This is a genomic window from Mobilicoccus massiliensis (assembly GCF_000826525.2).
GTDB classification, from domain to species: domain Bacteria; phylum Actinomycetota; class Actinomycetes; order Actinomycetales; family Dermatophilaceae; genus Mobilicoccus; species Mobilicoccus massiliensis.
In genome coordinates, this window is the sequence record NZ_LN651328.1 from 274,792 (window position 1) to 296,487 (window position 21,696).

The window sequence follows — 21,696 nt, forward strand, 5'->3', positions numbered from 1 at the left end:
ATCAGAGCAGCCCCAGCATCGCCAGCTTGTCCTCGATGACCTCCGGCGTGAACGGTTTGATGACGTACTCGTGTGCCCCGGCGGCGAGGGCGCGGACGATGTTGGCCTGCTCGGCCTCGGTGGTGACCATCATCAACGTGATGTCGCGCCAGGCCCGGTTCTTGCGCACCTCGACGATGAACTCGAGCCCGTTCATCACCGGCATGTTCCAATCGATGAGGCACACGTCGGGCAGGGGGCCCCGCTCGACCGCGTCGAGGGCCTGCCGGCCATCGGCGACCGCCTCCACCTCGAACCCGAGGTTCTCCATGGTCCGGGTCAGGATCGTGCGCATCGCACGCGAGTCGTCGATCACCAGTGCACGCATTGTCGTCCTCGCTGCTCGGGTCAGGACCCGGAAGGGGTCGGTGCCGCCTCTCCGACGGGTCCTACCGGACTCCGTCTCGCGCCGGCGGCGAAAGGCTCACCCACCCATCGGCGTGCGAGGTTCGTTCTCAAGCGCTCACGGACAACGCTCTTCGCGCCCGCGTGGCGCGTCTCAGTAGCGGAAACGTTCGAGGATCTGCCGCAGCCCGGCGGCGCGCTCGCCCAGCTCGTGTGCGGCGGCGGCCGTGCCGCGGGAGGCGTCGACGCTCGTGCGGGCGGTGCGACTCACGCGGGAGACCCGCTCGGAGATCGCGGACGCGCCGGACGCGGCCTCGCCGACGTTGCGGCCCATCTCCTGGGTCGTGGCCGTCTGCTCCTCCACCGCCGAGGCGATGGCGGCCTGCGTGTCGTTGATCCGCGCGATGATCGCGCTGATCTCGCCGATCGCGGTGACCGCGGCCTCGGTGTCGGCCTGGATCGCCTCGATGCGGCGGCCGATGTCCTCGGTGGCCTTGGACGTCTCCTGGGCGAGGTCCTTGACCTCGTTGGCGACGACGGCGAAGCCCTTGCCGGCCTCCCCCGCCCGCGCGGCCTCGATCGTCGCGTTGAGGGCGAGGAGGTTGGTCTGTTCGGCGATCGACGTGATGGCCCGCACCACCTCGCCGACCTCCGCCGAGCTCGCTCCGAGCTTGGCGATGGTCGTGTTGGTGCGATCGGCCACCTGCACGGCCGACGCGGCGACGCCCGCGGCGTCGTCGGCCGACCGCGCGATCTCTCGGATCGAGGCGGTCATCTCCTCGGTGCCCGCGGCCACGGTCTGCACGTTGCGCGACATGTCGCCCGAGGAGGAACTCACGGCCTCCAGGTCGGTGCTGGTCGCGTCCGCGCCCTTGTCGAGCTCGGAGGCCTGCTCGGCGAGACGGAGCGAGGACTCGGTGACGCCGTCGGCGGCGACCCCCACGGCCTGGAGGATCTGGCGTACCGACTCACGGGTCGCGTCGGCGGCCCGCGCGAGGTCGCCGATCTCGTCACCGGGAGCCACCCCGGTCGGCCGGGTCAGGTCGCCACCCGCCATGCCCGTGAGCGCCTGTTCCACCCCGCGCATCCGGCGGGCGACGGAACGAGCGACGAGCAGCGCGAGCACGATGACGGTGACGCCGATGACGACGAACGTGACCACCATGACGATCCGCTGACGCGCCGCGGCCGCCTGTGCCTCGGCGGCGGCCTCTGCGGCCCCGGTCGACGCCGAGTCGCCGAGCCTGGCGAGCACGTCACGGCTCTCGGTGAGCAGCGCCCACGAGCGGTCGATCTGCTTGGCCCCGGCCGCGCGGTCGTGGGCGAGGTAGAGCTCGGTGCCCCGCTTCTCGGCCTCGGTGAACTCGGTGTCGATCTCGCGCAGCCGCACGATGTCGTCGGCCTGGGCCTCGGTGAGCCCTTCGGAGGGGAACGAGGCGAGCAACCGGCTCTTCTCGTCGTGGATCGAGCGGGACTCGCCGCGTTCGGGCGAACTCTCCGACGCCGCGTCCCAGTTGCCGCCGTTCACCTGCAGCACGTAGCGGGTCTGCGCGGCACGCAACCGCTCGTCGAGGGCGGAGATCTGCGCGGCCGTCCGCGCCACGGCCGCCTGGGTCTCGTGTTCGCGCGCGGCGCTGCCCGCGCCGGCCGAGGCCGCCCACGACGCCGCGAGGAACACGAGCAGCCCGAGCACGCCGATGACGCCGATCGAGACGATCTTGGTGGCGAGCGGCACTCGCGCGACGAACGACGGGGACGGCGTGCTGGTCGACACGTGGGCTCCTGGAGGGACGAGCGGTCGGACGCTCTGCTCATCGGCGAAATCCCGCGCGAACAAAGGGAACCGGCGCACTCAGCTCTGGATTCCGGCCGGTGGTCGGGCCGCGGGATCGCGACGCCACTCCCGGTTCACGTACCCCCGCGAATGCACGGACGCGAGCGCACGCCCCCGTCGCCGACCCGCTCGAACGGTGCGGCGCGAGCGTCCGTGCCAGAATCGAGACCCCGCCTGCCGGGGCCGCCGACACGCCTGCCAAGGAGTACAGCCGTGAAGATCGCCATGGGCGCCGACCACGCCGGATTCACCCTCAAGACCGCCATCAAGGAACACCTCGAGGGGCTCGGCCACGAGATCCTCGACGCCGGGACGAACTCCACCGAGCGCACCGACTACCCGATCTACGGCTCGCGAGCCGCTCACCTCGTGACGAGCGGCGAGGCCGATCTCGGTGTCCTCACCTGCGGCTCGGGCATCGGCATCTCGATCGCCGCCAACAAGGTGCCGGGAACGCGGTGCGTTGTGTGCATCGAGCCGTACTCGGCGGCGATGGCGCGCCGACACAACGACGCGAACATGCTGGCCCTCGGTGAACGATTCGTCGGCGTCGACATGGCGCTCTCGTGCGTCGACGCGTTCCTCGCCGCGCAGTTCGAGGGCGGTCGCCATGCCGCCCGCGTCGCTCTCTTCGACGACATCGAGGCCGGCAAGGAGCTCTGACGCTCCCCAGTACGCCGAGACAGCCGCCGTTTCCGGCCTCCGCACCCCTCAGCGACGACCGCTGAGGGCGTGGGGGCCGGAAACGACGGCTGTCTCGGCGTGTAGAGGGTCAGAGGGTCAGGCAGCGACCTCCACGTCGACGGCCTTCTCGGTGTCGAGCACGAGCATGAGCTGGCGGTCGAGCTTGCACACCTGGGTGATGAGGTCGCGCACGCGCGGGGGAACCGTGTCCGGCGGAGCCTCGAAGCGGTCGAGGTCGGGTTCGAGCACGTCGCCGATCTCGTCGACGAGCAGGCTCGTGGCCGAGTCGGAGTTGCGGACGACGACGTTGGTCACCTCCTGGCCCTCCTCCCGCGGCGGCAGGCCCATCCGCTCGCGCAGGTCGATCGTGATGACGATCTGCCCGCGCAGGTTGATGAGTCCGGAGACCTCCTTGGACGAGAGCGGCACCCGAGTCAGCGCCTGCTCACGGAGCACCTCCTGCACGGTCTCGACCGGCACCCCGAAGAGGTGGCCGCCGAGGCGAAAGGTGCAGTACTGGGTCGACATGTCGCATCCTTCCAGGTCAGCGACCTGATGGCCGCCGGCGCGTCCCGGTCGGGGCGCGTTGTGATCTGCTCGCCTACTCATCGGCGGATCGGCCGCCGACTCAACTCATTCCGCCCGCGCGCCCTCGGCCGCGCGGGGCGCGCGGGCGGCTCAGTACTGGAACCGCCCCACGAGGGACTGGAGCTCACCGGCGCGCTGGGCGAGCTCCTGGGCCGCGTGGGAGGTGTTGTCGGCCGCCGAGGTGGTGTCGCCGGCCGAGCGGGCCACCGACGTCACGCTCTGCGCGATCCGGTCGGCGCCCGACGCGGCGTCGTTCACGTTGCGGCCCATCTCGTTGGTCGTCGCGGTCTGCTCCTCGACGGCGCTGGCGATGGTGGCCTGCGTGTCGTTGATCTGCGCGATGATCGAGGAGATCTCACTGATCGCCGCCACCGCGGCCTCGGTGTCGACCTGGATCGCCTCGACACGGTGACTGATGTCCTCGGTGGCCTTCGACGTCTCCTGGGCCAGGTCCTTGACCTCGTTGGCGACGACGGCGAAGCCCTTGCCGGCCTCCCCCGCCCGCGCGGCCTCGATCGTCGCGTTGAGAGCGAGAAGGTTGGTCTGCTCGGCGATGCTCGTGATCGTCTTGATGACGTTGCCGATCTCGACGCTGGACTCCCCCAGCTTGGCGACGGTGCCGTTGGTGCGGTCGGCGACCTGCACCGCGGAGGCCGCGACACCGGCGGCGTCGTTGGCGTTCTTCGCGATCTCGCGGATCGAGGCGGTCATCTCCTCGGTGCCGGCCGCGACGGTCTGCACGTTGCGCGAGACCTCCTCGGCCGAGCCCGAGGCCAGGCCGGCCTGCTTGGACGATTCGGTGGCCGAGCCGTTGAGCTGGGCCGACGTGGCCGACAATTCCTCGGAGGCCGCGGCCACCGACGACGCGGCGTTGCCGACCTCCGACATGACCTCCTGCATCGCGACTCGTGTGGTCTCGGCCGCGACGGCCATCTCGCCGAGCTCGTCGGTGCCGGTGTGGGTGCAGGGGACGGTGAGGTCGCCGCGCCCCATCGCCTGCAGCGTCGTCTTGACGCCGTTCGCCGCCCTGAGGAACGCGCCGGCGATGCGGCTCGCGAGTGCGAGCACGATGCCCGCGACGATGACGAGGAGGATCCACGAGATCCACCGCGACATGGTGGCCGCGGCAGCGGCGTCGTTTTCCGCGGTCTTGGCGCGGGCCTTCGCCGACTCCGTGACCTGGTCGGCCGCGTCCGTGAGCTTCTGCACCAGCGCCGAGGTCTCGGCGGTGACGACCTGGTCGGCCTGTGCCGTGGACTCCTTGGTGCCCTGTTCGTACAACTCGACCGCTCGTGCGTCGGCCTGCGCGAACTCCGCGGCGGCGGACTTGACCGCCTCGAGGCCCGCACGTCCCTCCTCCGTCTTCAGCTCCGGGAAGTTGGCGAGGTGGTCGTCGAGCTCCTTCATCGTCGCCTCGAACGCCTTGCGGTTCGGGTCGGAGCCCTTGATCGCCTTGACGCCCTTGCTGTGCACGTCGACCGCGTACGCGTTCTCGTACGCGTTGGCGGCGTTGATGAGCGTGAGCGTGTGGTTGGACGCCGCGCGCGCCACCGAGGCAGCGGCGATCTCGTGCGCCGCGTTCTCCAACCGCGAGTAGCTCCAGGTGCTCACGAGGGTGAGCAGGAGGAGGCCGGCGACGCCCAGGACGCCGACGCCGAGGACCTTGCCGCGGACTCCGAGCCCGCGCTGTCTGCTCCCGTCGGCGGCGGCCGGGTGGCCGCCTTCGGGTAGCGGTGCGACCTGTAGTGGGGCGACCTCGGTTGCGGGCATGCCGTTCCTCCCGGGTGGTGCGACGAGCGGTGGTCGGGGTGGGGTGGTGGTCGGGGTGTGTCGTCCGGTGCGTGTGGTTGTTGGTGTCGTTGTGGGCCGTGATGGGTGTCGTGGTGAGTGCTACCGGTGAAACCGCAGACGGCACCGCAGTTGCGGTGCCGTCGAGCGGATCATGAGGTGGGCCTCGATCAGTAGCCGTGTCCGGAGAACGCGCCCGAGTACCCCTCGGCGCCGAGCAGCTCCGGAACCTCCGGAGGCATGAGGGCGGCGAGCGTGGCGTCGATGTTGAGCAGCTCGGTGACGTGCTCGTTGACGACGGCGGAGCCGAGGTTGCCACCGGTGTCGAGGTGGGTGCGGATCGCGAGCTCGTCCTCGACGATGTCGAGCACCTGCGAGACGACGAACCCGAACAGGTGACCCTGGTGGTGGCACACGACGACCTGCAGTGAGGCGTCCTGCTCCTCCATCGCGTCGTAGCTGCCGTAGTCGTCGGCCAGGCGCAGCAGCGGGAGGATCACTCCGCGGTACTGCACGACCTGGTTGGGGCCGACGGTCTCGACGCGTGACATCGAGAACTCCTCGAGCCGTTCGACGCACGCGAGTGGCAGCGCCACCCGGCGGCCGTTGCTGAGCTTGACGACGAGCAGCGAGGTCGAGTCCTTGTTCGACAGGATCGCCTCCTCGGCGGCCCGGCGGGCGGCCTCGGCGCTCTCGTTGACCATGCCGGCGTGCGCGGCCAGCGCGTTGGCGTCGAGGATGAGCGCCACGCGGCCGTCACCCATGAGGGTGGCGCCGGCGTAGAGGTCGATGCCGCGCAACTGCCGGCCGAGCGGCTTGACGACGATCTCCTCGGTGTCCTCGATGTCGTCGACGACGAGCCCGAACTGGCGCTGGTCGGCGCGCAGCACGGCGATGAACGTCGTGTCGTGCTCCTCCTTGTCGACGCCGAGCTGGTCGCGCAGGTCGACGAGCGGCAGCAACTGGCCGCGGAGGCGGTACACGGGCGTGCCCTGGATCGTCTCGAGACGCTCGGCCATCTGCTCCTTGTCGAGGCGCACGAGCTCGAGGAGGTTGACCTGCGGGATCGCGAACATGTTGTCCTTGCCCCGCACGAGCAGGGCCGGGATGATCGCGAGCGTCAGCGGGATCTTGATGCGGGTCGTCGTGCCCTCGCCGTAGACCGAGCTGACGTCGATGACGCCGCCGATCTTCTCGATGTTGGTCTTGACGACGTCCATGCCGACACCACGGCCCGAGACGTTGGAGACCTTCTCGGCGGTGGAGAACCCGGCGCGGAAGATGAGGTGCTGAGCGTCGCGATCCGACATGCGGTCGGCCTCTTCGCGGGTGATGACACCCTTCTCGACGGCCTTCTCCCTGACCTTGTCGGGATTGATGCCGGCGCCGTCGTCGATGATCTCGATGTTGACCTGGCCGCCCTCGTGGAACGCCCGCATGAGCAGGACGCCCTCGGGGTTCTTGCCCTTGGCGATGCGCACGTCCGGCGGCTCGATGCCGTGGTCGCACGAGTTGCGCACGAGGTGGGTCAGCGGGTCCTTGATGGCCTCGAGGATCGTCTTGTCGAGCTCGGTCTCCTTGCCCTCCATCTCGACGCGGATCCGGCGACCCATCTGGTTGGCGAGGTCACGCACGACGCGGGGGATCTTGTTCCACACGTTCTCGATGGGCTGCATGCGCGTCTTCATGACGCCCTCCTGCAGCTCGCTCGCGACGAGCGAGAGGCGGTGCATGCTGCGCTGGAGCTCCTGGTCGTCGCTCGCGGCGGCGCGCTGGACGAGCTGGTTGCGCGAGAGCACGAGCTCGCCGACGAGGTTCATGAGCGAGTCGAGCAGGTCGACGTCGACGCGGATGCTGCTGTCGGCGACCGAACGCGACTTCTTCTCGCCGCCGTCACCGGCGGGAGCAGTCGCGGCCTGGGCCGCGCCGGCCTGGGCGGTGGCTGCGGCCTTGACGGCGTTGACGGCCTCGTTCTTCGCGTCGTCGGAGTCACCGGAGACGTCGCCGGCGTCGACGGAGCCGGAGTGCTCATCGCCGCCGGTGGGGGTCTCGGTGGAGTTCGCCTCGGCGGGACGCTGCTCGGTGGCGACGGTGGTCACCGAGACCGACGTGCCGTCCGCGGCCTCCATCGACTCCTCGTACGTCGAGACGGTGGTCGTCGTCGCACCGTCGGTGGTCGTCGTCACGCTCTCCTGGTACGACTCGGTCATCGGCTCGCTCACCTGCTCGTTCTGGGCCACCGCCGACACGGCGGGGGCGGCGACGGACGCGGCCTCGACACCGCCGGCCGCGGCCTCGGCGGCCGGGGAGCGTCCTTCGAGCAGCGCGTGCAGCTTGGCAGTGAGCTCCTGGTACTCCTCGGAGCCCTCGTGGCCGTCGTTCTCGATGTGGCCGAGCAGGGAGCGCACGGCGTCGACCATCTCGAGCAGCGCGGTGGCCATCTCGGGGTTGAGCACCATCTCACCGTCGCGCAGCTTGGACAGCAGCGACTCGCCGGCGTGCGCCACCCGCTCCAGGGTGTGCAGGGCGAGGAACCCACTCGTTCCCTTGATCGTGTGCAGCGTCCGGAAGATGCTCGACAGCAGCTCCCTCGACTCCGGCTCCCGCTCCAACGCGAGCAGGTCCTGGTCGAGCTGGTCCAGGTTCTCGTGACTTTCCACGAGGAATTCCTGAACGATCTCCTCCATGCCGTCCATGGGCACCTTCCTGGTCGCTGATCTTGCTCGCCCACCCATCGGCGGCAGACTTGGTGACCTGAGCGAGAGTTCACCCACCCCCTCGGGGGTGCCTCCGACGACGCCACGCATCCGCGACTCGACCGAGCCGGCGCGTCTTCTGCCGACGCGTGCGGTCTACGCGCGCGTACGCGCCCGCGCTCGCGGACGTGCGGTGACCACGGTCGGCAACCCCTGGTGCTTCCGTTCTGACCAGCGGCGATTCGCGTCACATTGGGCGCTCAGGTCATCGGCGCCGACGCCGATAAAGAGGTTGTCCCCTTGCGGATGACATTGTCCCTGCTGCCGTTTCGCGGTCGTGAGACGCAGGGCCCGCGTCACCGAGTACCACCAGACCACCGTGGTCGCCATCGAAGGACCGAGGATGCACCTGTCAAACGACGATGTCGCAGCGATCGTCAACGAGGTCTGGAGCTCCATGCTCGGCCTGCCCGTGGACGCCGTCGACCTCGAGGCGCCGAAGCAGATCGACGGGCCGGCCATGTCGGGCTCCGTCGCGGTCAACGGTGCGACGGACTGTCTGATCTGCGTCGAGATGGGCCAGGACGCCGCTCGACTCTTCGGCGCGACGATGTTCGGCCTCGCCGAGGACGAGGCCTCCGACGACGACATCAGCGACGCGATCGGCGAGCTCACCAACATGGTCGGCGGCAACATCAAGAGCCTGCTGCCCGAGCCCAGCGCCCTCTCGCTGCCGGTGGTCGCCCAGGGCGTGAGCCCCACGCTCAAGGTGCCGTCGGCGAAGAAGCTCCTCCATTCCCTCTACATGTGCGGCGACAGGCCGATCCTCGTCACCGTGTGGAACCGCCAGGACTGACCGTTCCCTGCCTCGGCATCCGCCGGGGCCCTGCCCGTAGCACGTACTCCCCGAAAGAGAGATTCACCGTGAAGGTTGTAGTCGCGGACGACAGCCGCGCCATGCGCATGATCGTCGTCAGGACCCTCCGTCAGGCCGGTTACGACGGTGCCGAGATCATCGAGTGCGAGGACGGTGCCGAGGGCCTGGCCGCCGTCAAGGCCAACAGCCCCGACCTCGTCCTCTCCGACTGGAACATGCCCAACATGAACGGCATCGAGTTCCTCACCGCGCTGCGCGCCGAGGGCAACCAGGTGCCGTTCGGGTTCGTCACCTCCGAGGGCTCGGACACGATGCGCTCCCAGGCCGACGAGGGCGGGGCGCTGTTCCTCATCGCCAAGCCCTTCACGGCCGACATGTTCGCCGAGGCCCTCAAGCCGGTCCTCGGCTGACGAGCCGACCCCTCCTGTTCCGACCCGTATCGAACGAAGCGACGCGACGATGGCCAAGATCCCCGACCACAAGCCCATCAAGGACCTCTTCGAGAGCCTGCTGGGGCGCGACGTCACCATCGCGACGCAGACCGAGAAGGTCGTGCCCACCGCCCGGCGTGCCTGCTGCGTGGGCACGTACATGGACGGTCACGGTGAGACCCGTGCTCTCGTGGCGGCCGACCTCGAACTCTCGGCCCGTGCCGGCGCGGCCCTCGGGCTCGTTCCGGCGACCGGTGCCGCGACGGCCATCGAGAACAAGGAGTTGCCGGCGGCGCTCTACGACAACTTCTACGAGGTGCTCAACATCTTCTCGTCGCTGTTCTTCGACGACGAGACGGGCGCCAACCTCAAGCTCAAGACCGTCTACCAGCCGGGCATGATCCTTCCTCGCGCCGAGGCCATGCAGATCCGCGGCCTCGGCTCCCGCGAGGACTTCACGCTCGACGTCGACGGTTACGGCACGGGTTCGCTCGGCATCATCATCCCGTTCTGACGGGCGGCGGCGGCCCCTTCCCGGGCCTGCGGCCACCCGCTCCGATCCGCTCCGGCACCCCCTCGGGGAGCCGGAGCGGATTCGGTTTCACGGGGTCTGATCAGGTACGCTCTCCGATGGAGGATTCGCATAGTGGCCTAGTGCGCACGATTGGAAATCGTGTTGGGTTAATCACCCTCAGGGGTTCAAATCCCCTATCCTCCGCCACCGAACACCAAGGGGGCGGGCCCATCACGGGCCCGCCCCCTTGGTGTTCTCCCACCTCGCTCAGCGGCCGATCGCCTCGGCGCCGCGCAGGTGGATGTGGGGCGGGTGGTGGGGCAACCGGCCCCCCGCGAGGACGTGTTCGGCGATGGTGCGGGTGCCCGCGAGGGTGTCGCCGAGGGCGGGCTCGAGCACCTTGTAGCGCTTGCCGAGGGCGCTCGCGAACGAGACCTTGATCGCGTCGACGAGCAGCAGCGCGCCGGTCGCGGTGAGCGGGCGGCCCGGCAGCAACTCGGCGCCGACGCAGATCGCGTCGGCGAGGTGTTCGCCGGCGAGCCGGCACAGGCCCTCGGCCACGGGGTCCTGGCGCGCGAGGTCGCCGACGACGGGCGCGAAGTCGGCGAGGAACTCGGCCTGCGGGAGGGTGCGCAGCAGCTCGGGCCACGTGCGCTCGTCACCGAACGCGTGCCGGGCGGCCTGCAGCAGCGGTTCGGAGCCGCCGGGGACCCCGTCGAGGTACCGCAACCCGGCCGCGAGCCCCTGACCGCCCAGCCAGGAGGCCGACCCGCGGTCACCGAGGATCGGGCCCCAGCCGTCGATGCGGTGCCACACCTGGTCGAAGTCCGTGACGATCGTGCGCACCCCGGTCGTCATCTCGAGGACGACACCCGGTTCGACGGCGCCCAGCGACCCGACGAGGGTGGCGATCGCGGCGTCGACGACGATCGTGCGGGTCGTGCCCGGCGCGGCCGCGAGCAACGCGGCCGGTTCGAGGCCGGCGGCGTCCCCACCGAGGGTCCACACCGCGAGGGCCGGCGCGCTGCCGGTGGTCAGTGGGGCGACCGCGCCCCACAGGTCCTCGGCGCGGGGGCAGGTGTCGAACTGGGGGATGTCGAGACGCATCTCGGGCTCGGTGCCCGTGCGCCGCGCACGCAGTCCACGCGGCCCGATGTCGACGGCGAGGTAGTCGCCCACCGTGGCGTCGGCGTCGTGGCCGGGTGCGCTGACGAACCGGGCGAACTCGGCGGAGTCGGCGGGGTCGGCGGATTCGCCCGCGGCGTCGGCAGGGCTCTCGTCGCGGGACGGTGGCAGGTCCGTACGGGCGTCGGTCGGCATCGGGGCGTGGTCCTGGGGGTCGAGGAGCAGATCGGTGGAGTCGGCGCTCACAGCGAGGCGGCGACCTGGGTGAGCTCGGGGCGACGCGCCTCGAGGGCGTCGGCCGCGGCGGGCCCGGGGTCGGGCAGGCTGCGCAGTGCCGCGGCCACCGGGTCGATCGGCGCGCCCGCCTCGACGAGCCGCGTCGCGAGGCTCTCGGGCGAGCGTGCGCCCCACAGCTTGAGCAGCAGTCGCCCGTAGCGCCGGACCTGGCCGTGCCGTGACACGAGTTCGAGGCAGCACTCGAACGCCTTGTCGTAGTCGTGCACGCGGGCCGCGAGGATCATCGTCTCGTTGAGGATCTCCGGGGGCGCGACGACGCCACCGTCCGCCCGCGTCAGCAGCCCGCGATCACGCAGCCGGTCGACGATGCGCAGCGCCTCGGACGCCTGCCCTTCCGCCGCGGAGACCTGCGCCTCGAGCCAGTCGCTGTACCCCGCGTCGGCCTCTCCGCTGCGCAGCTGCGAGATGAGGGTGCGGGCGCCGGTGAAGTGACGGTGCTCGATGAGCAGCCCCACGAGCTCCTCACGAGCGGTGTCGCGGTACCGGTCGCCGCACGGCAGCGAGCGGGCCCGGTTGAGGTCGGCGAGCGCGCCGTTGCCGTCGCCGAGGCCGCGACGGGCGCGGGCCCGTTCGACGAGCGCCGAGACGAGTTCGTCCCCGCCCTCGGCGTCGAGCACCTCGATGATGCGGGTGGCGCGGGCCTCACGCCGCTGCAGCCGGGCGCGTTCCCCGGCCGGGTCGTCGCCGTGCGCGCAGCTCACGCGCACGACGTCGGCGCCGGGGTTGAGCGGCCGCAGGGTGCGTCCGGCCTCTCGGGCCACGAGGCGTGGGCGGATGCCGCCGACGTAGTGACAGGCCTCGGTGCGGTAGAGACGGATCTCGCGCGAGGCCGGGGTGTCGGCCCCCTGCACCTCGATCTGCAGCGCGTCGGGCCGCACGACCTCGCCGGGCTGGGCCACGAGAAGCTTGCCGAGCATCGCAGGATCGGCGCTCACCCGGTCGTCGCCGTCGAGGACGAACACCCACGGCGTGCCGGCGAGCTCGGCGGCCTCGTTGCGGGCCGCGGCGAGGTCGCCGTCGTCGGGCCGGGAGACGACCTTGGCACCCGCACGGCGGGCGAAGTCGAGCGTGCGCGTCGAGGCACCCACCCCGACGACGACGGTGGCGGCGAGCAGATCTCCGAGCGCCGAGAGGGAGGCGAGGCAGCCGTGCAGATCACGGGCGTCGTCACCGAGGACGAGGCAGCAGGCGAGCGAGGGCGTCTCCATGCCTCGCCCATCGGCAGCGCGGCGCCGGATTCAAGCACCGAAACACCTTGGACGGTAAAGCGATTGGAAATCTTTGGCCGTGCGGGCCGACGTCAGCCGAGCAGGCCGCCGGCCGACGAGGCGGGCACGCGCAGCGCACCGGCCCGCTCCGCCCAGGCCTCGGCCTCCTCGTTGCGGCCCAGGACGAGGCACAGCACGTAGAGGTTCTGAGCGGCGAGGAAGCTGCCACGACCGTGCACGGCGCCCGCGAGATCGGGGCGCTCCCCCAGCTCCAGGCACCGCTTCCAGCTCGTCTCGACCAGTGGCGTGAGCTCCGGGCCGGTCTCGGGGTTGGTCAGCATCATCTCGAAGAGCAGATCGCCGACGAGGAACGCCATGTCGGGCGAGTGCTGCCAGTGCGACAAGTGTTCGTCCATGAGGGCGACCGCGTCGCGCAACCGCCCGGCCTTGACGGCGGATTCCAGCGCGCCGATGACGGCGGCGTGGCGGCGTTCGTCGCCGGTGGAGATCTCCTGCAGGGCGGCGGAGTAGCGGTCGGCAGCCTCGGCGTAGCGGGCGCTCGAGCGCAGTTCGTCGGCCAGTTGCAGGAGCAGGGTCGCATCGCCCGGGCGCACGGCGAGGGCCTGCAGCAGCACGGCCTCGTTGCGCGAGCGGTCGGCCCGCCACCGGCCGGTCTCCATGTCGTCGGAGCGCACGACGACGCCGGTGCGTTCCATCGGAAGGTCGAACACGGGCTCCTCACGATGGGTGCCCTCGTACCGCACGCCGCGCGGCAGCAGCCGCGGGGCAAGGTGGCGGGGATGGTCGCCCTCGTGCCCGCTCCCGACACCGCGACAGACCTCGACGAGACCGACGTGACCCGGCTCCTGCGTCGTGAAGGCGCGCAGCGCCTCGCCCCCCGCATCGAGCCACTCCTCGCCCTCGAGGACGAGGTTCCAGTCGGCGTCGGCGGCCTCCAACGCAGCGTTGCGGCAGGCCGCGGCGTCGTCGAGCCAGCGGCCCTCGACGACCCTCGCTCCGAGCTCGGAGAACCGTTCCCGGGTCTCGGCGGGCGAACCGACGTCGTACACGACGGTCTCGTCGACGTGGTGCTGGGCGGAACGAACCGCGCGCTCCACCAGGTCGGCCTCGTCGCGAGCCACGATCACCAGAGCGAGCCGTGCCACCTGGCCTCCGATCCCGCCCTGCCCGTCAGGGCGCGTGAGTGTGCTCCGTCCTCGTCCTATCGGCAGACTCCCGTGCAGCCCAAGGTAACTCGTCACGCGGATCAACCGGGGGCGCCTCCGGCACCGCGTCGGTCCGCGTCGTCTCCCCCACCGGGGCGGGTGGCGGAGCCGGTGACGAAGCCGGTGACGAAGCCGGTGCCAGGACCGGTGCGGGCGGGGAGATCATCACCGTCGCTCCGGGAGACGGCGGCTCGGCGCTCGCCGCGTCTGCCGAGCTCTGCCCTGCGGGCCGCACGCTCTCGGCGGGGGGCTCGATGGCCGATTCGAGCAGGAGGTCCAGGGCGCGACGTCCGGCCCGCTGCACCTCGGCGAGCATCTGCCCACCGGCCTGGGCCCAGGTCCGCGACTGCAGAAGGCGCACGACCTCGCGTCCGAGATCGGCGTCGGTGATCCGAGCGGCAGTGACGTGCGCCGTGTCGCCCTCGACGCCGAGGGTGGTGAGGATGCGTCGGAGCCGGTTCTCGGCCGCGCCGGCCGCGGCACGGTGGGCGTAGAGCTCCTCGAGTGCCTCATCGAGCACGTCGAGCGCGGATTTCGCCGATTCCGGGTCACGCACCGAGACGGCCCACGCGCGCTCGGCCTGGTCGAGGGTCGGCAGCGACATCGTCTCGCCCGCGTCGGCGCCGACCTGGATGGTGCGCACGCCGTCGCTGATCGAGCGCCAGGTGTCGTCGAAGCCGTCGAGCAGCGTGTTCACGCCGACCTGCAGCCCCGAACGCTGCTCGGCGCCGAACGTGTCGTTCGCGGCCTGCAGCGCGATGACCCGCACCTGCTGGAGGTAGGCCGTCATCGAGGCGAGGGCGCCGTCGGCGATCTGCATGAGCGAGATGCCGTCCTGGACGTTGTGGGAGGCCGCCACGACTCCGGCGGCCTGCGCCTGCATTCGCGTGGCGATGGTGAGACCGGACGCGTCGTCGGCCGCGTTCGGGGTGGCATCGGCGAGTCGGCGCGCGGCCGACACCGTTGTGTCGTGATGCATGGTGACGTGTCGCGCGACCATGCGCGCGAGGGCGTCCTGATCGACGGCGATCCGCACGGCTTCCTCCATGACCGCCCGGAGCCTGCCGGGCACGTGCCTGAGCCCGCCGTCCGTGGCGGGCCTTGTCACCCCCTCGTCGGCCGTCAGGAGAAAGGAGTGAGTGAAAACGAGAAGAAGTCGGTCGACCGTCAGTCCAGAAGGGCCCGGATTTCGATCCCGCTCACACAGGCACTTTCACCCGCCGGGAGCCGAGAATCCGGGGCGCCGAAGCTTTCGCACAGGCGTGTTCACCCGTGACGGCATCGCGAAGAGTAGTCGCGTCGTCAGCTCACGGCGGAGGCCGCGGCTTCGTCTGCGGTGGGCATCGAGAGCCGGTCCCGATACGACGAACGCGCCGCGATCTGCGCGTAATACGCCGCCTTACGCCGCGCCACCGCACCCGTGGCATTCGCCGGACGATCCGGACTCGAGGCCAACATCGCCGGATCCAACTGCGAGTTCAACCCATCCCGCAACAACCGCAACGCCTCCGCCCGCATCTGCGAGATCCGCGACTCCGTCACACCCAGATCCTCGGCCAACTCACGCATCGGACGATCCTCGAAGAAACACCCCCGCACCACCGTGGCCAACCGCTCCGGCAACGCCTCGATCGCATCCCGCAAATACGCCTGCCGCTCCCGCGCCATCAACACCGCCTCAGGAGTCGCATCCGTCGACGGCAAGATCGCATCCGCCACACCCCCACCACCAGAGGCATCCGTGATCACATCCAACCGCAACACCACCGACGCATGCAGATCAGCATCCAACCGCTCCAACTCCGCGACCGAACACCCCAACTCCACCGCCACCTCAGCAACCGAAGGCCGCCGACCCAACGACGCCGCCAACGCATCATGCACCGCATCCCGACGACGCACCTTCGCCCGCAACGACCGCGTCGCCCAATCCGCAGAACGCAACTCATCCAACAACGCCCCACGAATCCGACGCACCGCATACCGACCGAACGGCACCCCCAACGACGCATCAAAACTCTTCGCCGCCATCGCCAACGCCGCCATCCCCGCACTCACCAAATCATCAGTGAACACATGCCCAGGAAGCCGCGACCCGATCGCCCGCACCTCAAAATGCACCAACGGAAAATGCGCACGACACAACTCATCCACATCGTTCGGCGCTACTGCGCTCCGGTCCTGTCCCATGTCTTCCATCCCACCTTTTAATGCGGTCACTCAGCACACGCTAAGAACGTCGACCCGCCCCTCCAAGGCCGTCCAACTGACGAGACAGCCCAGGTCACAGGCTTACAGGGTACCCAAACCCCACCCCTGGAGAGGATCACATGAATGCATGAACGGGCCTGACCAAAGGTTTGCGCAAGCCTGAAACAAGACACGATCCTTTACGTTCGCCATACGTCGCCGACAAGGTCGATCGAGCGTATTGAACAGGTGCCCCACACAAAGAAAAGAGTTCGGCACACCCGAGCAGCGGCGCCCGCCAAGAGGGCCCGGCGGCCCTCAACGCAGGCCCCCGGAGGCCGATGAGAACCCGAGATGTGCCCGCAAGGGCCACGATTACCCACGGAAGGGACGGCGATGTTCGTCTTCGGCGTGTGCGTCGAGTCCAGCCGGCGGTTCGACCGGCACTGCCTGCCCGCGATCGCCGCCCACGGCGGCGCGGACGCGACCCTCATGTCGTCACCGGACCTACCCGTGGCCAAGACGTACAACGACGTGCTCGACGCCTGCCTCGACCTCGACGGAGCCGAGGCCGTCGTGCTCCTGCGCGACGACGTCGAGATCACCGACCCGCACTTTCGCACCCGGGTCCTCGCGGCGTTCGAGCGCGACCCGGCGCTCGCGGTCATCGGCGTGAGCGGCCCCGACGCGGCGCTGCGCTGGTGGCAGACGACGGGACCGGCACCGCGCGCCGTACGAGCGCACGAGCCGGGCAACGACGGCACCCTCGTCGACTACGTCGACGGCGCCTGCATGGTGCTGCGGCCCGACCTCGTCGCCCGATTCCGGTTCGACGACGCGGCCTTCACCGGGCCGGGCGGCTTCGAGGTCGACTTCTGCCACCGGGTGCGAGAGGCGGGGATGCACGTCTCGGTCGAGCCGATCGGTGTCACCCGGCACGCCGATCCCGACGACGTGGACGCCGCGTATCGCCAGGCCGCCGCCGTCTGGCAGGGGCGACGCGCACGCTCGGTCAGCCTGGGAACCCTCGAGCACCACGTGGCCCGCATCGAGGGCACCCACCACCGCCCGGAGCGTTACGGCTCACTCCCACCGCCGGGCCCGTCGGCCGTGCCGGAGGACGAGGCCGTGAGCCGACACCGGCGCCTGCTCGACGCCGTTCCACCGACGGCCGGCGACATCCTGCAGCTCGGCTGCGGCAACGGAGCCTTCGGTCGACTCCTCACTGTCGAACGCGGTGCGCGGGTGACCGGCATCGACCACGACGGCGGCCACCTCACCGAGGCACGGCGTCACCTGCACGAGGTCGTCGCCGCCGACCTCAACCGCCTCGGTGACCTCGACTGCGAACGCGGCCGGTTCGACGCGATCGTCGCCGTCGACATCCTCGACCGGCTCGTCGACCCCGAGGCCACGCTCGCCGCCCTCCTTCCCCACCTCGCGCCCGACGGCGTCGTCGTCGCGGGCGTGCCGAACGTCAAGCACTGGTCGGTGGTGCTGCCCCTGCTGCTGCAGGACCGCTTCGAGTACCGCGACGCCGGACTGCTGCACCGCGGGAGCATCCACCTGTTCACGATGGTCGAGGCGCTCACGATGTTCCGCCGCCTCGGCCTCAGCCGGGTCGAGATGTGCGGAGCCGAGCAGGTGCCCATGCACGACCCGTCTCACCTCGACGCGCTCGTGGCGTGCCTGTCGTCCTACGGCACCGACGCCGAGGAGGCCCGCACCATGCTCGAGTCGTTCGAATACGCCGTGCGGGCACGTCGCGCCTGAGGAGCCGGGGGCAGCAAAGACCCCCGCCGTCGTGTTGGGATCACGACGACGGGGGTCTTCTCTCCACACCGGCCGGGGAAACCGGTGGATGTTCGATGTCGCTTGGGGGAATCGACACCGAACGGGTCGACCGCGGCTGGGGAATGCCACCGGCCGACCGGACCGAAGCGAGGCTCGACGCCGGGACGGAGCCTCGTAACCCTCGGAACGCTGCAGGTCGGGGGCCCTTCAGGCCCCGCGATTCAGTTGTCAACACGATTCTGAACGGTAGTTCTTGTTTTGTCATCCGGTCATGGATGCAGCGGCGGCTTCGTCTGCGGTGGGCATCGAGAGCCGGTCCCGATACGACGAACGCGCCGCGATCTGCGCGTAATACGCCGCCTTACGCCGCGCCACCGCACCCGTGGCATTCGCCGGACGATCCGGACTCGAGGCCAACATCGCCGGATCCAACTGCGAGTTCAACCCATCCCGCAACAACCGCAACGCCTCCGCCCGCATCTGCGAGATCCGCGACTCCGTCACACCCAGATCCTCGGCCAACTCACGCATCGGACGATCCTCGAAGAAACACCCCCGCACCACCGTGGCCAACCGCTCCGGCAACGCCTCGATCGCATCCCGCAAATACGCCTGCCGCTCCCGCGCCATCAACACCGCCTCAGGAGTCGCATCCGTCGACGGCAAGATCGCATCCGCCACACCCCCACCACCAGAGGCATCCGTGATCACATCCAACCGCAACACCACCGACGCATGCAGATCAGCATCCAACCGCTCCAACTCCGCGACCGAACACCCCAACTCCACCGCCACCTCAGCAACCGAAGGCCGCCGACCCAACGACGCCGCCAACGCATCATGCACCGCATCCCGACGACGCACCTTCGCCCGCAACGACCGCGTCGCCCAATCCGCAGAACGCAACTCATCCAACAACGCCCCACGAATCCGACGCACCGCATACCGACCGAACGGCACCCCCAACGACGCATCAAAACTCTTCGCCGCCATCGCCAACGCCGCCATCCCCGCACTCACCAAATCATCAGTGAACACATGCCCAGGAAGCCGCGACCCGATCGCCCGCACCTCAAAATGCACCAACGGCAAATGCGCACGACACAACTCATCCACATCGTTCGGCTCAGTCCTGACCTTGTCAGTCATGGCTGCCTCCACACCCTGAATACACGGTTCTTGCGGTCACATCCGATACGCTAAGAAGGTCGCGAGCCGACCACAAATCGTCACTGCCACGGGCAAACTGGCTGGTCAGGGCGTCGCAGGGCCGAAAATGTGAGCAATTCGAACGTCCGCTTAGATGCATTTCAGAGCGCTTATGAACAAGTTAGCGGCATCATTGATCGAGCGTCCAATACAAACGTCCTGGAATGCACTTCGCACTTTTCACGCCCACTCACGGGCCTCCTGGCCACTCGTGCCCCGTTGCCTTTCAATGCGATTCACACTCCGCCGACGGGCGCTGCAGCTCCTCGCCCGCCCCAACCCGCCTCATCCGTCGCCCAGCCCCGGGCGACAGCGGCTCCTCCGCGTCACGGTCCCCGGCCGAGTGCGACGCCGACTCGCGCAACAAAGACCGGTCACCGACCACGCCCGATTCGCGCCCGATCCCGTGACCTGCAGCGATGCCGCGCGAGTCGCACGGTCGGTCGGGACTGACCGGTCTTTGTTGCGCGAGATTCTCGGGGACCCACGCGACGCGGCCCGACCGACCCCCACCCTCGGACGGTGGAGTCGTGAACCGGGCGCACCCGCACGGCGAGGGAGAACACGACGAGGCAGAAACCCGGTCACCGCAACGCCGATGGTGACGAAAACCTCACCTGCTCTGCCGAGGTGTCGATGGGATCGTCGTGAACGAGCTGAGGTACGCGTGACCGGGCCCTCCGACGCCGCACTGACGGCGCTCTCGAATCTCTCCGCCGGCCTGTGGCGAATCCAGGAGCTCCTCGAGCTCCTGACCTACCGGCTGGAGGTCCAACACGTCCTGATCGAGACCGGCAGGACGCGCTGGATGGGTCGCTCGACCCGCGAGATCGAGGTCGTCATCGGTGAGATGCGGGAGGCCGAACTCATGCGTGCCGTCGATGCCGGACCCGTGTGCGAGTTGCTCGGGCTGGCCGAGGACACCCCCCTCTCCGAGATCGCCTCCGCGGCGCCCGCGCCGTGGGACGACGTCCTCGAGGAGCACCGCGATGCGCTGACCAAGGCGACCCAGGAGCTCTCGCTCCTGAGCCGTTCCAACAGCGCGATGCTCGAGGCGAGTTACCGGGCGGTCCAGGAGACCCTCGACCGGTTCAATCACACGTCCCGCGATTCCACGTACACCGCCGCCGGCACCCGCGCCGGCGGGGCGGGGCGGCACCTGTTCGACCAGAAGTCCTGATCTTCTTCTTCCACTCTGGGGGTTTGACCAGATGAGCACGACCAGCAGCACTTCGACCACGTCCACCGCGGTGGAGAGCGTCGACCTCACCCTGCCCTCGGGCCTCGTCGGCTTTCCGCTCGCCCAGCACTTCCGCCTGTCGGAGAGCCCCGGAGGCCTCTTCGACATGCAGTGCCTCGACATGCCCGACATGGGCTTCGTCGTCATCGCCCCGAGTCCGTTCTTCCCCGACTACTCGCCGTCGATCGACCCCGACACCGCGGGTCGCCTCGGCCTGTCCTCGCCCGATGACGCCCTCGTCCTGCTTCTCGTGAACCTCGGCGTCGACGGCGAGCAGCCGGCGGCCAACCTCCTCGCTCCGGTCGTGGTCAACCGCCACACCAAGGAGGCGGCTCAGATCGTGCTCGTCGACCAGGACCTGCCGCTGCGCGCGACGCTACAGCTCGACTGAGCGGTTAGCCTTGCCGCACAACGTTCCTCACCCCTCCCACCCCTAAGGAACCGCCGTGCTGGTCTTGTCTCGACGTCCTCAGCAGAGCCTCCTCATCGGCCACGACGTCGTGGTCACCGTCCTCGAGGTCAACGGTGACACCGTGCGGATCGGGATCAAGGCGCCCGCCGACGTCGACATCCATCGAGAGGAGATCTACCGCGATCTCCAGAAGGCCAACCAGGACGCCTCGACCGCCCAACCGGGCGCCGCGGCGGCTCTGGCCAAGCGAATGCGAGCCCGGGAGGACGACCAGCCGAAGACCGACGGCTGACCGGCGCCCCGCGCACGACGAGAAGGCCGGCTCCCCCAGACGGGGAGTCGGCCTTCTCGTCGTCGGGTCAGGCCAGGGTCGTCGGCGCGGGGCGCGGCGACACGCGCCCGCCTCGCGGAGAAGAAGAACTCAGAACGCGGCCTCGGCGGTGCCGGTGCTCGCGCGCACGCCCTCGGGGCCGGACGCCTGGGCGAGCAGGGCGTGGACCTCGGAGGCGCGGTAACGCCGGTGACCTCCGAGTGTGCGCAACGAATGCAGCTTGCCTGCCACCGCCCACCTCGTCACCGTCTTCGGGTCGACTCGAAACAGCGCGGCCACCTCGGCCGGTGTCATGAGGTCGTCGTGGCCGTCGCTCTTGTCCTGAGATGTCATGGGCTACCCTTCACGCTTGATTCTCAGCGTCGGTGCAATTGGTCCAGCGTACCCTCGCGACCCCACCCAGCACGACGCCGACCCCACCCAGCACGACGCCTACGACCCGCAGGGCGAGACTGCGGGGTTGCGTCCCGACACGCCGGGCGGCCACCCCCGTCGCGGTCGACCGAGCCGGTTCTCCCTTTCCGCCTCGGCCATGTACCGTAGGGCCCACGAAGATATGAGATTCCCGGAGCCGCTCCGTGACGGCCTGGTACGCCTCGACGCGAGGGGTACCCGGCCGTCGTGATGCCGCCCCGGCAGACGCGTGAGGGGGTCGACGCCATGGGGCGCGGCCGAGCTAAAGCCAAGCAGACCAAGGTCGCACGGGAGCTGAAGTACTTCAGCCCCGACACCGACCTACGCGCGCTTGAGCGCGAGCTCAAAGGTGCCAAGGCGAACGGCGAGCACGAGGCCGACACCGAGGACTACGGCTACGAGGGCGACGACGACTGGCGCTCCTCCGAGCACTGAGTCCCCTCCGGTCTCACCA

Annotated in this window: 21 protein-coding genes and 1 tRNA gene; 10 read left to right on the top strand and 12 right to left on the bottom strand. The window is 69.7% G+C overall.

Annotated elements, in window-relative coordinates; translation table 11 throughout:
* Position 1: 1 nt before the first annotated feature.
* Both BN1197_RS07325 and BN1197_RS17710 read right to left on the bottom strand, forming a co-directional pair.
* Positions 2 to 367: a response regulator gene (locus BN1197_RS07325; protein WP_040157732.1), complete on the bottom strand. Its 366-nt coding sequence runs from the start codon at positions 365 to 367 to the stop codon at positions 2 to 4.
* 171 nt (positions 368 to 538) lie between these two features.
* Positions 539 to 2,158: a methyl-accepting chemotaxis protein gene (locus BN1197_RS17710; protein WP_040157734.1), complete on the bottom strand. Its 1,620-nt coding sequence runs from the start codon at positions 2,156 to 2,158 to the stop codon at positions 539 to 541.
* A 273-nt stretch (positions 2,159 to 2,431) separates the two neighbouring features.
* Here BN1197_RS17710 and rpiB point away from each other — a divergent pair, with 273 nt between their 5' ends.
* Complete coding sequence (gene rpiB / locus BN1197_RS07335; protein ID WP_040157737.1) at positions 2,432 to 2,881, top strand: ribose 5-phosphate isomerase B; 450 nt, start codon at positions 2,432 to 2,434, stop codon at positions 2,879 to 2,881.
* Positions 2,882 to 2,998: 117 nt separating this feature from the next.
* Here rpiB and BN1197_RS07340 read toward each other — a convergent pair whose 3' ends face one another.
* The 3 genes from BN1197_RS07340 to BN1197_RS07350 all read right to left on the bottom strand — a co-directional run bounded on the left by BN1197_RS07340 (position 2,999) and on the right by BN1197_RS07350 (position 7,974).
* Positions 2,999 to 3,430, bottom strand: coding sequence for a chemotaxis protein CheW (locus tag BN1197_RS07340; protein WP_040157739.1), 432 nt, complete (start codon positions 3,428 to 3,430; stop codon positions 2,999 to 3,001).
* 150 nt (positions 3,431 to 3,580) lie between these two features.
* On the bottom strand, positions 3,581 to 5,260 hold the full coding sequence (locus BN1197_RS07345) for a methyl-accepting chemotaxis protein (RefSeq protein ID WP_040157742.1): 1,680 nt from the start codon (positions 5,258 to 5,260) through the stop codon (positions 3,581 to 3,583).
* 188 nt (positions 5,261 to 5,448) lie between these two features.
* The gene (locus tag BN1197_RS07350) at positions 5,449 to 7,974 is read right to left on the bottom strand and encodes a chemotaxis protein CheW (RefSeq protein ID WP_040157745.1); all 2,526 of its coding nucleotides are present in this window, start codon (positions 7,972 to 7,974) and stop codon (positions 5,449 to 5,451) included.
* A 403-nt stretch (positions 7,975 to 8,377) separates the two neighbouring features.
* Between BN1197_RS07350 and BN1197_RS07355 the strand changes: the two genes are divergently transcribed.
* The 4 genes from BN1197_RS07355 to BN1197_RS07370 all read left to right on the top strand — a co-directional run bounded on the left by BN1197_RS07355 (position 8,378) and on the right by BN1197_RS07370 (position 10,003).
* Positions 8,378 to 8,830 carry a chemotaxis protein CheX gene (locus BN1197_RS07355; RefSeq protein ID WP_040158120.1) on the top strand — a complete coding sequence of 151 codons (453 nt, stop codon included), beginning with the start codon at positions 8,378 to 8,380 and terminating at the stop codon, positions 8,828 to 8,830.
* A 68-nt stretch (positions 8,831 to 8,898) separates the two neighbouring features.
* Entirely contained in the window at positions 8,899 to 9,261 is a 363-nt protein-coding gene (locus BN1197_RS07360; protein WP_040157747.1) for a response regulator, read from the top strand.
* A gap of 49 nt (positions 9,262 to 9,310) precedes the next feature.
* Entirely contained in the window at positions 9,311 to 9,796 is a 486-nt protein-coding gene (locus tag BN1197_RS07365; protein ID WP_040157749.1) for a hypothetical protein, read from the top strand.
* A 118-nt stretch (positions 9,797 to 9,914) separates the two neighbouring features.
* Positions 9,915 to 10,003: transfer RNA gene (locus BN1197_RS07370), tRNA-Ser, on the top strand.
* 60 nt (positions 10,004 to 10,063) lie between these two features.
* Here BN1197_RS07370 and BN1197_RS07375 read toward each other — a convergent pair.
* From BN1197_RS07375 to BN1197_RS07395, 5 genes are all read right to left on the bottom strand, one after another.
* On the bottom strand, positions 10,064 to 11,167 hold the full coding sequence (locus BN1197_RS07375; protein WP_052466178.1) for a hypothetical protein: 1,104 nt from the start codon (positions 11,165 to 11,167) through the stop codon (positions 10,064 to 10,066).
* Entirely contained in the window at positions 11,164 to 12,426 is a 1,263-nt protein-coding gene (locus tag BN1197_RS07380; RefSeq protein ID WP_040157752.1) for a glycosyltransferase, read from the bottom strand. The genes BN1197_RS07375 and BN1197_RS07380 overlap by 4 nt, the downstream gene beginning before the upstream one ends.
* A gap of 92 nt (positions 12,427 to 12,518) precedes the next feature.
* The gene (locus tag BN1197_RS07385) at positions 12,519 to 13,592 is read right to left on the bottom strand and encodes a glycosyltransferase family protein (RefSeq protein WP_052466179.1); all 1,074 of its coding nucleotides are present in this window, start codon (positions 13,590 to 13,592) and stop codon (positions 12,519 to 12,521) included.
* Between the two features lie 25 nt (positions 13,593 to 13,617).
* On the bottom strand, positions 13,618 to 14,700 hold the full coding sequence (locus BN1197_RS07390) for a flagellin N-terminal helical domain-containing protein (RefSeq protein WP_040157754.1): 1,083 nt from the start codon (positions 14,698 to 14,700) through the stop codon (positions 13,618 to 13,620).
* A gap of 254 nt (positions 14,701 to 14,954) precedes the next feature.
* Entirely contained in the window at positions 14,955 to 15,851 is an 897-nt protein-coding gene (locus tag BN1197_RS07395; RefSeq protein WP_052466180.1) for a sigma-70 family RNA polymerase sigma factor, read from the bottom strand.
* Between the two features lie 387 nt (positions 15,852 to 16,238).
* On the opposite strand from BN1197_RS07395, the gene BN1197_RS07400 reads away from it, so the two are divergent.
* Positions 16,239 to 17,615, top strand: a complete 1,377-nt coding sequence (locus BN1197_RS07400) for a methyltransferase domain-containing protein (protein ID WP_040157757.1) — start codon at positions 16,239 to 16,241, stop codon at positions 17,613 to 17,615.
* A 282-nt stretch (positions 17,616 to 17,897) separates the two neighbouring features.
* Here the strand turns inward: BN1197_RS07400 and BN1197_RS07405 are convergent, their stop codons facing one another.
* Positions 17,898 to 18,785 (bottom strand): sigma-70 family RNA polymerase sigma factor, encoded by an 888-nt coding sequence (locus tag BN1197_RS07405; RefSeq protein ID WP_040157760.1) that lies wholly within the window; start codon positions 18,783 to 18,785, stop codon positions 17,898 to 17,900.
* Between the two features lie 727 nt (positions 18,786 to 19,512).
* On the opposite strand from BN1197_RS07405, the gene flgN reads away from it, so the two are divergent.
* The 3 genes from flgN to csrA are packed head-to-tail and all read left to right on the top strand — an operon-like array spanning position 19,513 to position 20,789.
* Complete coding sequence (gene flgN / locus BN1197_RS07410; protein WP_040157763.1) at positions 19,513 to 20,025, top strand: flagellar export chaperone FlgN; 513 nt, start codon at positions 19,513 to 19,515, stop codon at positions 20,023 to 20,025.
* A gap of 31 nt (positions 20,026 to 20,056) precedes the next feature.
* Positions 20,057 to 20,476: a flagellar assembly protein FliW gene (fliW, locus tag BN1197_RS07415; RefSeq protein WP_040157766.1), complete on the top strand. Its 420-nt coding sequence runs from the start codon at positions 20,057 to 20,059 to the stop codon at positions 20,474 to 20,476.
* 55 nt (positions 20,477 to 20,531) lie between these two features.
* Positions 20,532 to 20,789, top strand: a complete 258-nt coding sequence (gene csrA, locus BN1197_RS17955) for a carbon storage regulator CsrA (protein WP_040157769.1) — start codon at positions 20,532 to 20,534, stop codon at positions 20,787 to 20,789.
* A gap of 129 nt (positions 20,790 to 20,918) precedes the next feature.
* Here csrA and BN1197_RS07425 read toward each other — a convergent pair whose 3' ends face one another.
* Positions 20,919 to 21,161 (bottom strand): BldC family transcriptional regulator, encoded by a 243-nt coding sequence (locus BN1197_RS07425; RefSeq protein WP_040157772.1) that lies wholly within the window; start codon positions 21,159 to 21,161, stop codon positions 20,919 to 20,921.
* 327 nt (positions 21,162 to 21,488) lie between these two features.
* On the opposite strand from BN1197_RS07425, the gene BN1197_RS07430 reads away from it, so the two are divergent.
* Positions 21,489 to 21,677: a DUF3073 domain-containing protein gene (locus BN1197_RS07430; protein ID WP_040158125.1), complete on the top strand. Its 189-nt coding sequence runs from the start codon at positions 21,489 to 21,491 to the stop codon at positions 21,675 to 21,677.
* Positions 21,678 to 21,696 lie beyond the last annotated feature (19 nt).

What these genes read in the sequence shown, in the direction of transcription:
- BN1197_RS07430 (WP_040158125.1), top strand. Translation starts at nt 21,489, where the DNA reads ATGGGGCGCGGCCGAGCTAAAGCCAAGCAGACCAAGGTCGCACGGGAG.
- fliW (WP_040157766.1), top strand. Translation starts at nt 20,057, where the DNA reads ATGAGCACGACCAGCAGCACTTCGACCACGTCCACCGCGGTGGAGAGC.
- BN1197_RS07380 (WP_040157752.1), bottom strand. Translation starts at nt 12,426, where the DNA reads ATGGAGACGCCCTCGCTCGCCTGCTGCCTCGTCCTCGGTGACGACGCC.
- BN1197_RS07345 (WP_040157742.1), bottom strand. Translation starts at nt 5,260, where the DNA reads ATGCCCGCAACCGAGGTCGCCCCACTACAGGTCGCACCGCTACCCGAA.
- BN1197_RS07340 (WP_040157739.1), bottom strand. Translation starts at nt 3,430, where the DNA reads ATGTCGACCCAGTACTGCACCTTTCGCCTCGGCGGCCACCTCTTCGGG.
- BN1197_RS07325 (WP_040157732.1), bottom strand. Translation starts at nt 367, where the DNA reads ATGCGTGCACTGGTGATCGACGACTCGCGTGCGATGCGCACGATCCTG.
- BN1197_RS07405 (WP_040157760.1), bottom strand. Translation starts at nt 18,785, where the DNA reads ATGACTGACAAGGTCAGGACTGAGCCGAACGATGTGGATGAGTTGTGT.
- BN1197_RS07350 (WP_040157745.1), bottom strand. Translation starts at nt 7,974, where the DNA reads ATGGACGGCATGGAGGAGATCGTTCAGGAATTCCTCGTGGAAAGTCAC.
- BN1197_RS07390 (WP_040157754.1), bottom strand. Translation starts at nt 14,700, where the DNA reads ATGGAGGAAGCCGTGCGGATCGCCGTCGATCAGGACGCCCTCGCGCGC.
- BN1197_RS07395 (WP_052466180.1), bottom strand. Translation starts at nt 15,851, where the DNA reads ATGGAAGACATGGGACAGGACCGGAGCGCAGTAGCGCCGAACGATGTG.
- BN1197_RS07425 (WP_040157772.1), bottom strand. Translation starts at nt 21,161, where the DNA reads ATGACATCTCAGGACAAGAGCGACGGCCACGACGACCTCATGACACCG.
- BN1197_RS07365 (WP_040157749.1), top strand. Translation starts at nt 9,311, where the DNA reads ATGGCCAAGATCCCCGACCACAAGCCCATCAAGGACCTCTTCGAGAGC.
- BN1197_RS07400 (WP_040157757.1), top strand. Translation starts at nt 16,239, where the DNA reads ATGTTCGTCTTCGGCGTGTGCGTCGAGTCCAGCCGGCGGTTCGACCGG.
- BN1197_RS07355 (WP_040158120.1), top strand. Translation starts at nt 8,378, where the DNA reads ATGCACCTGTCAAACGACGATGTCGCAGCGATCGTCAACGAGGTCTGG.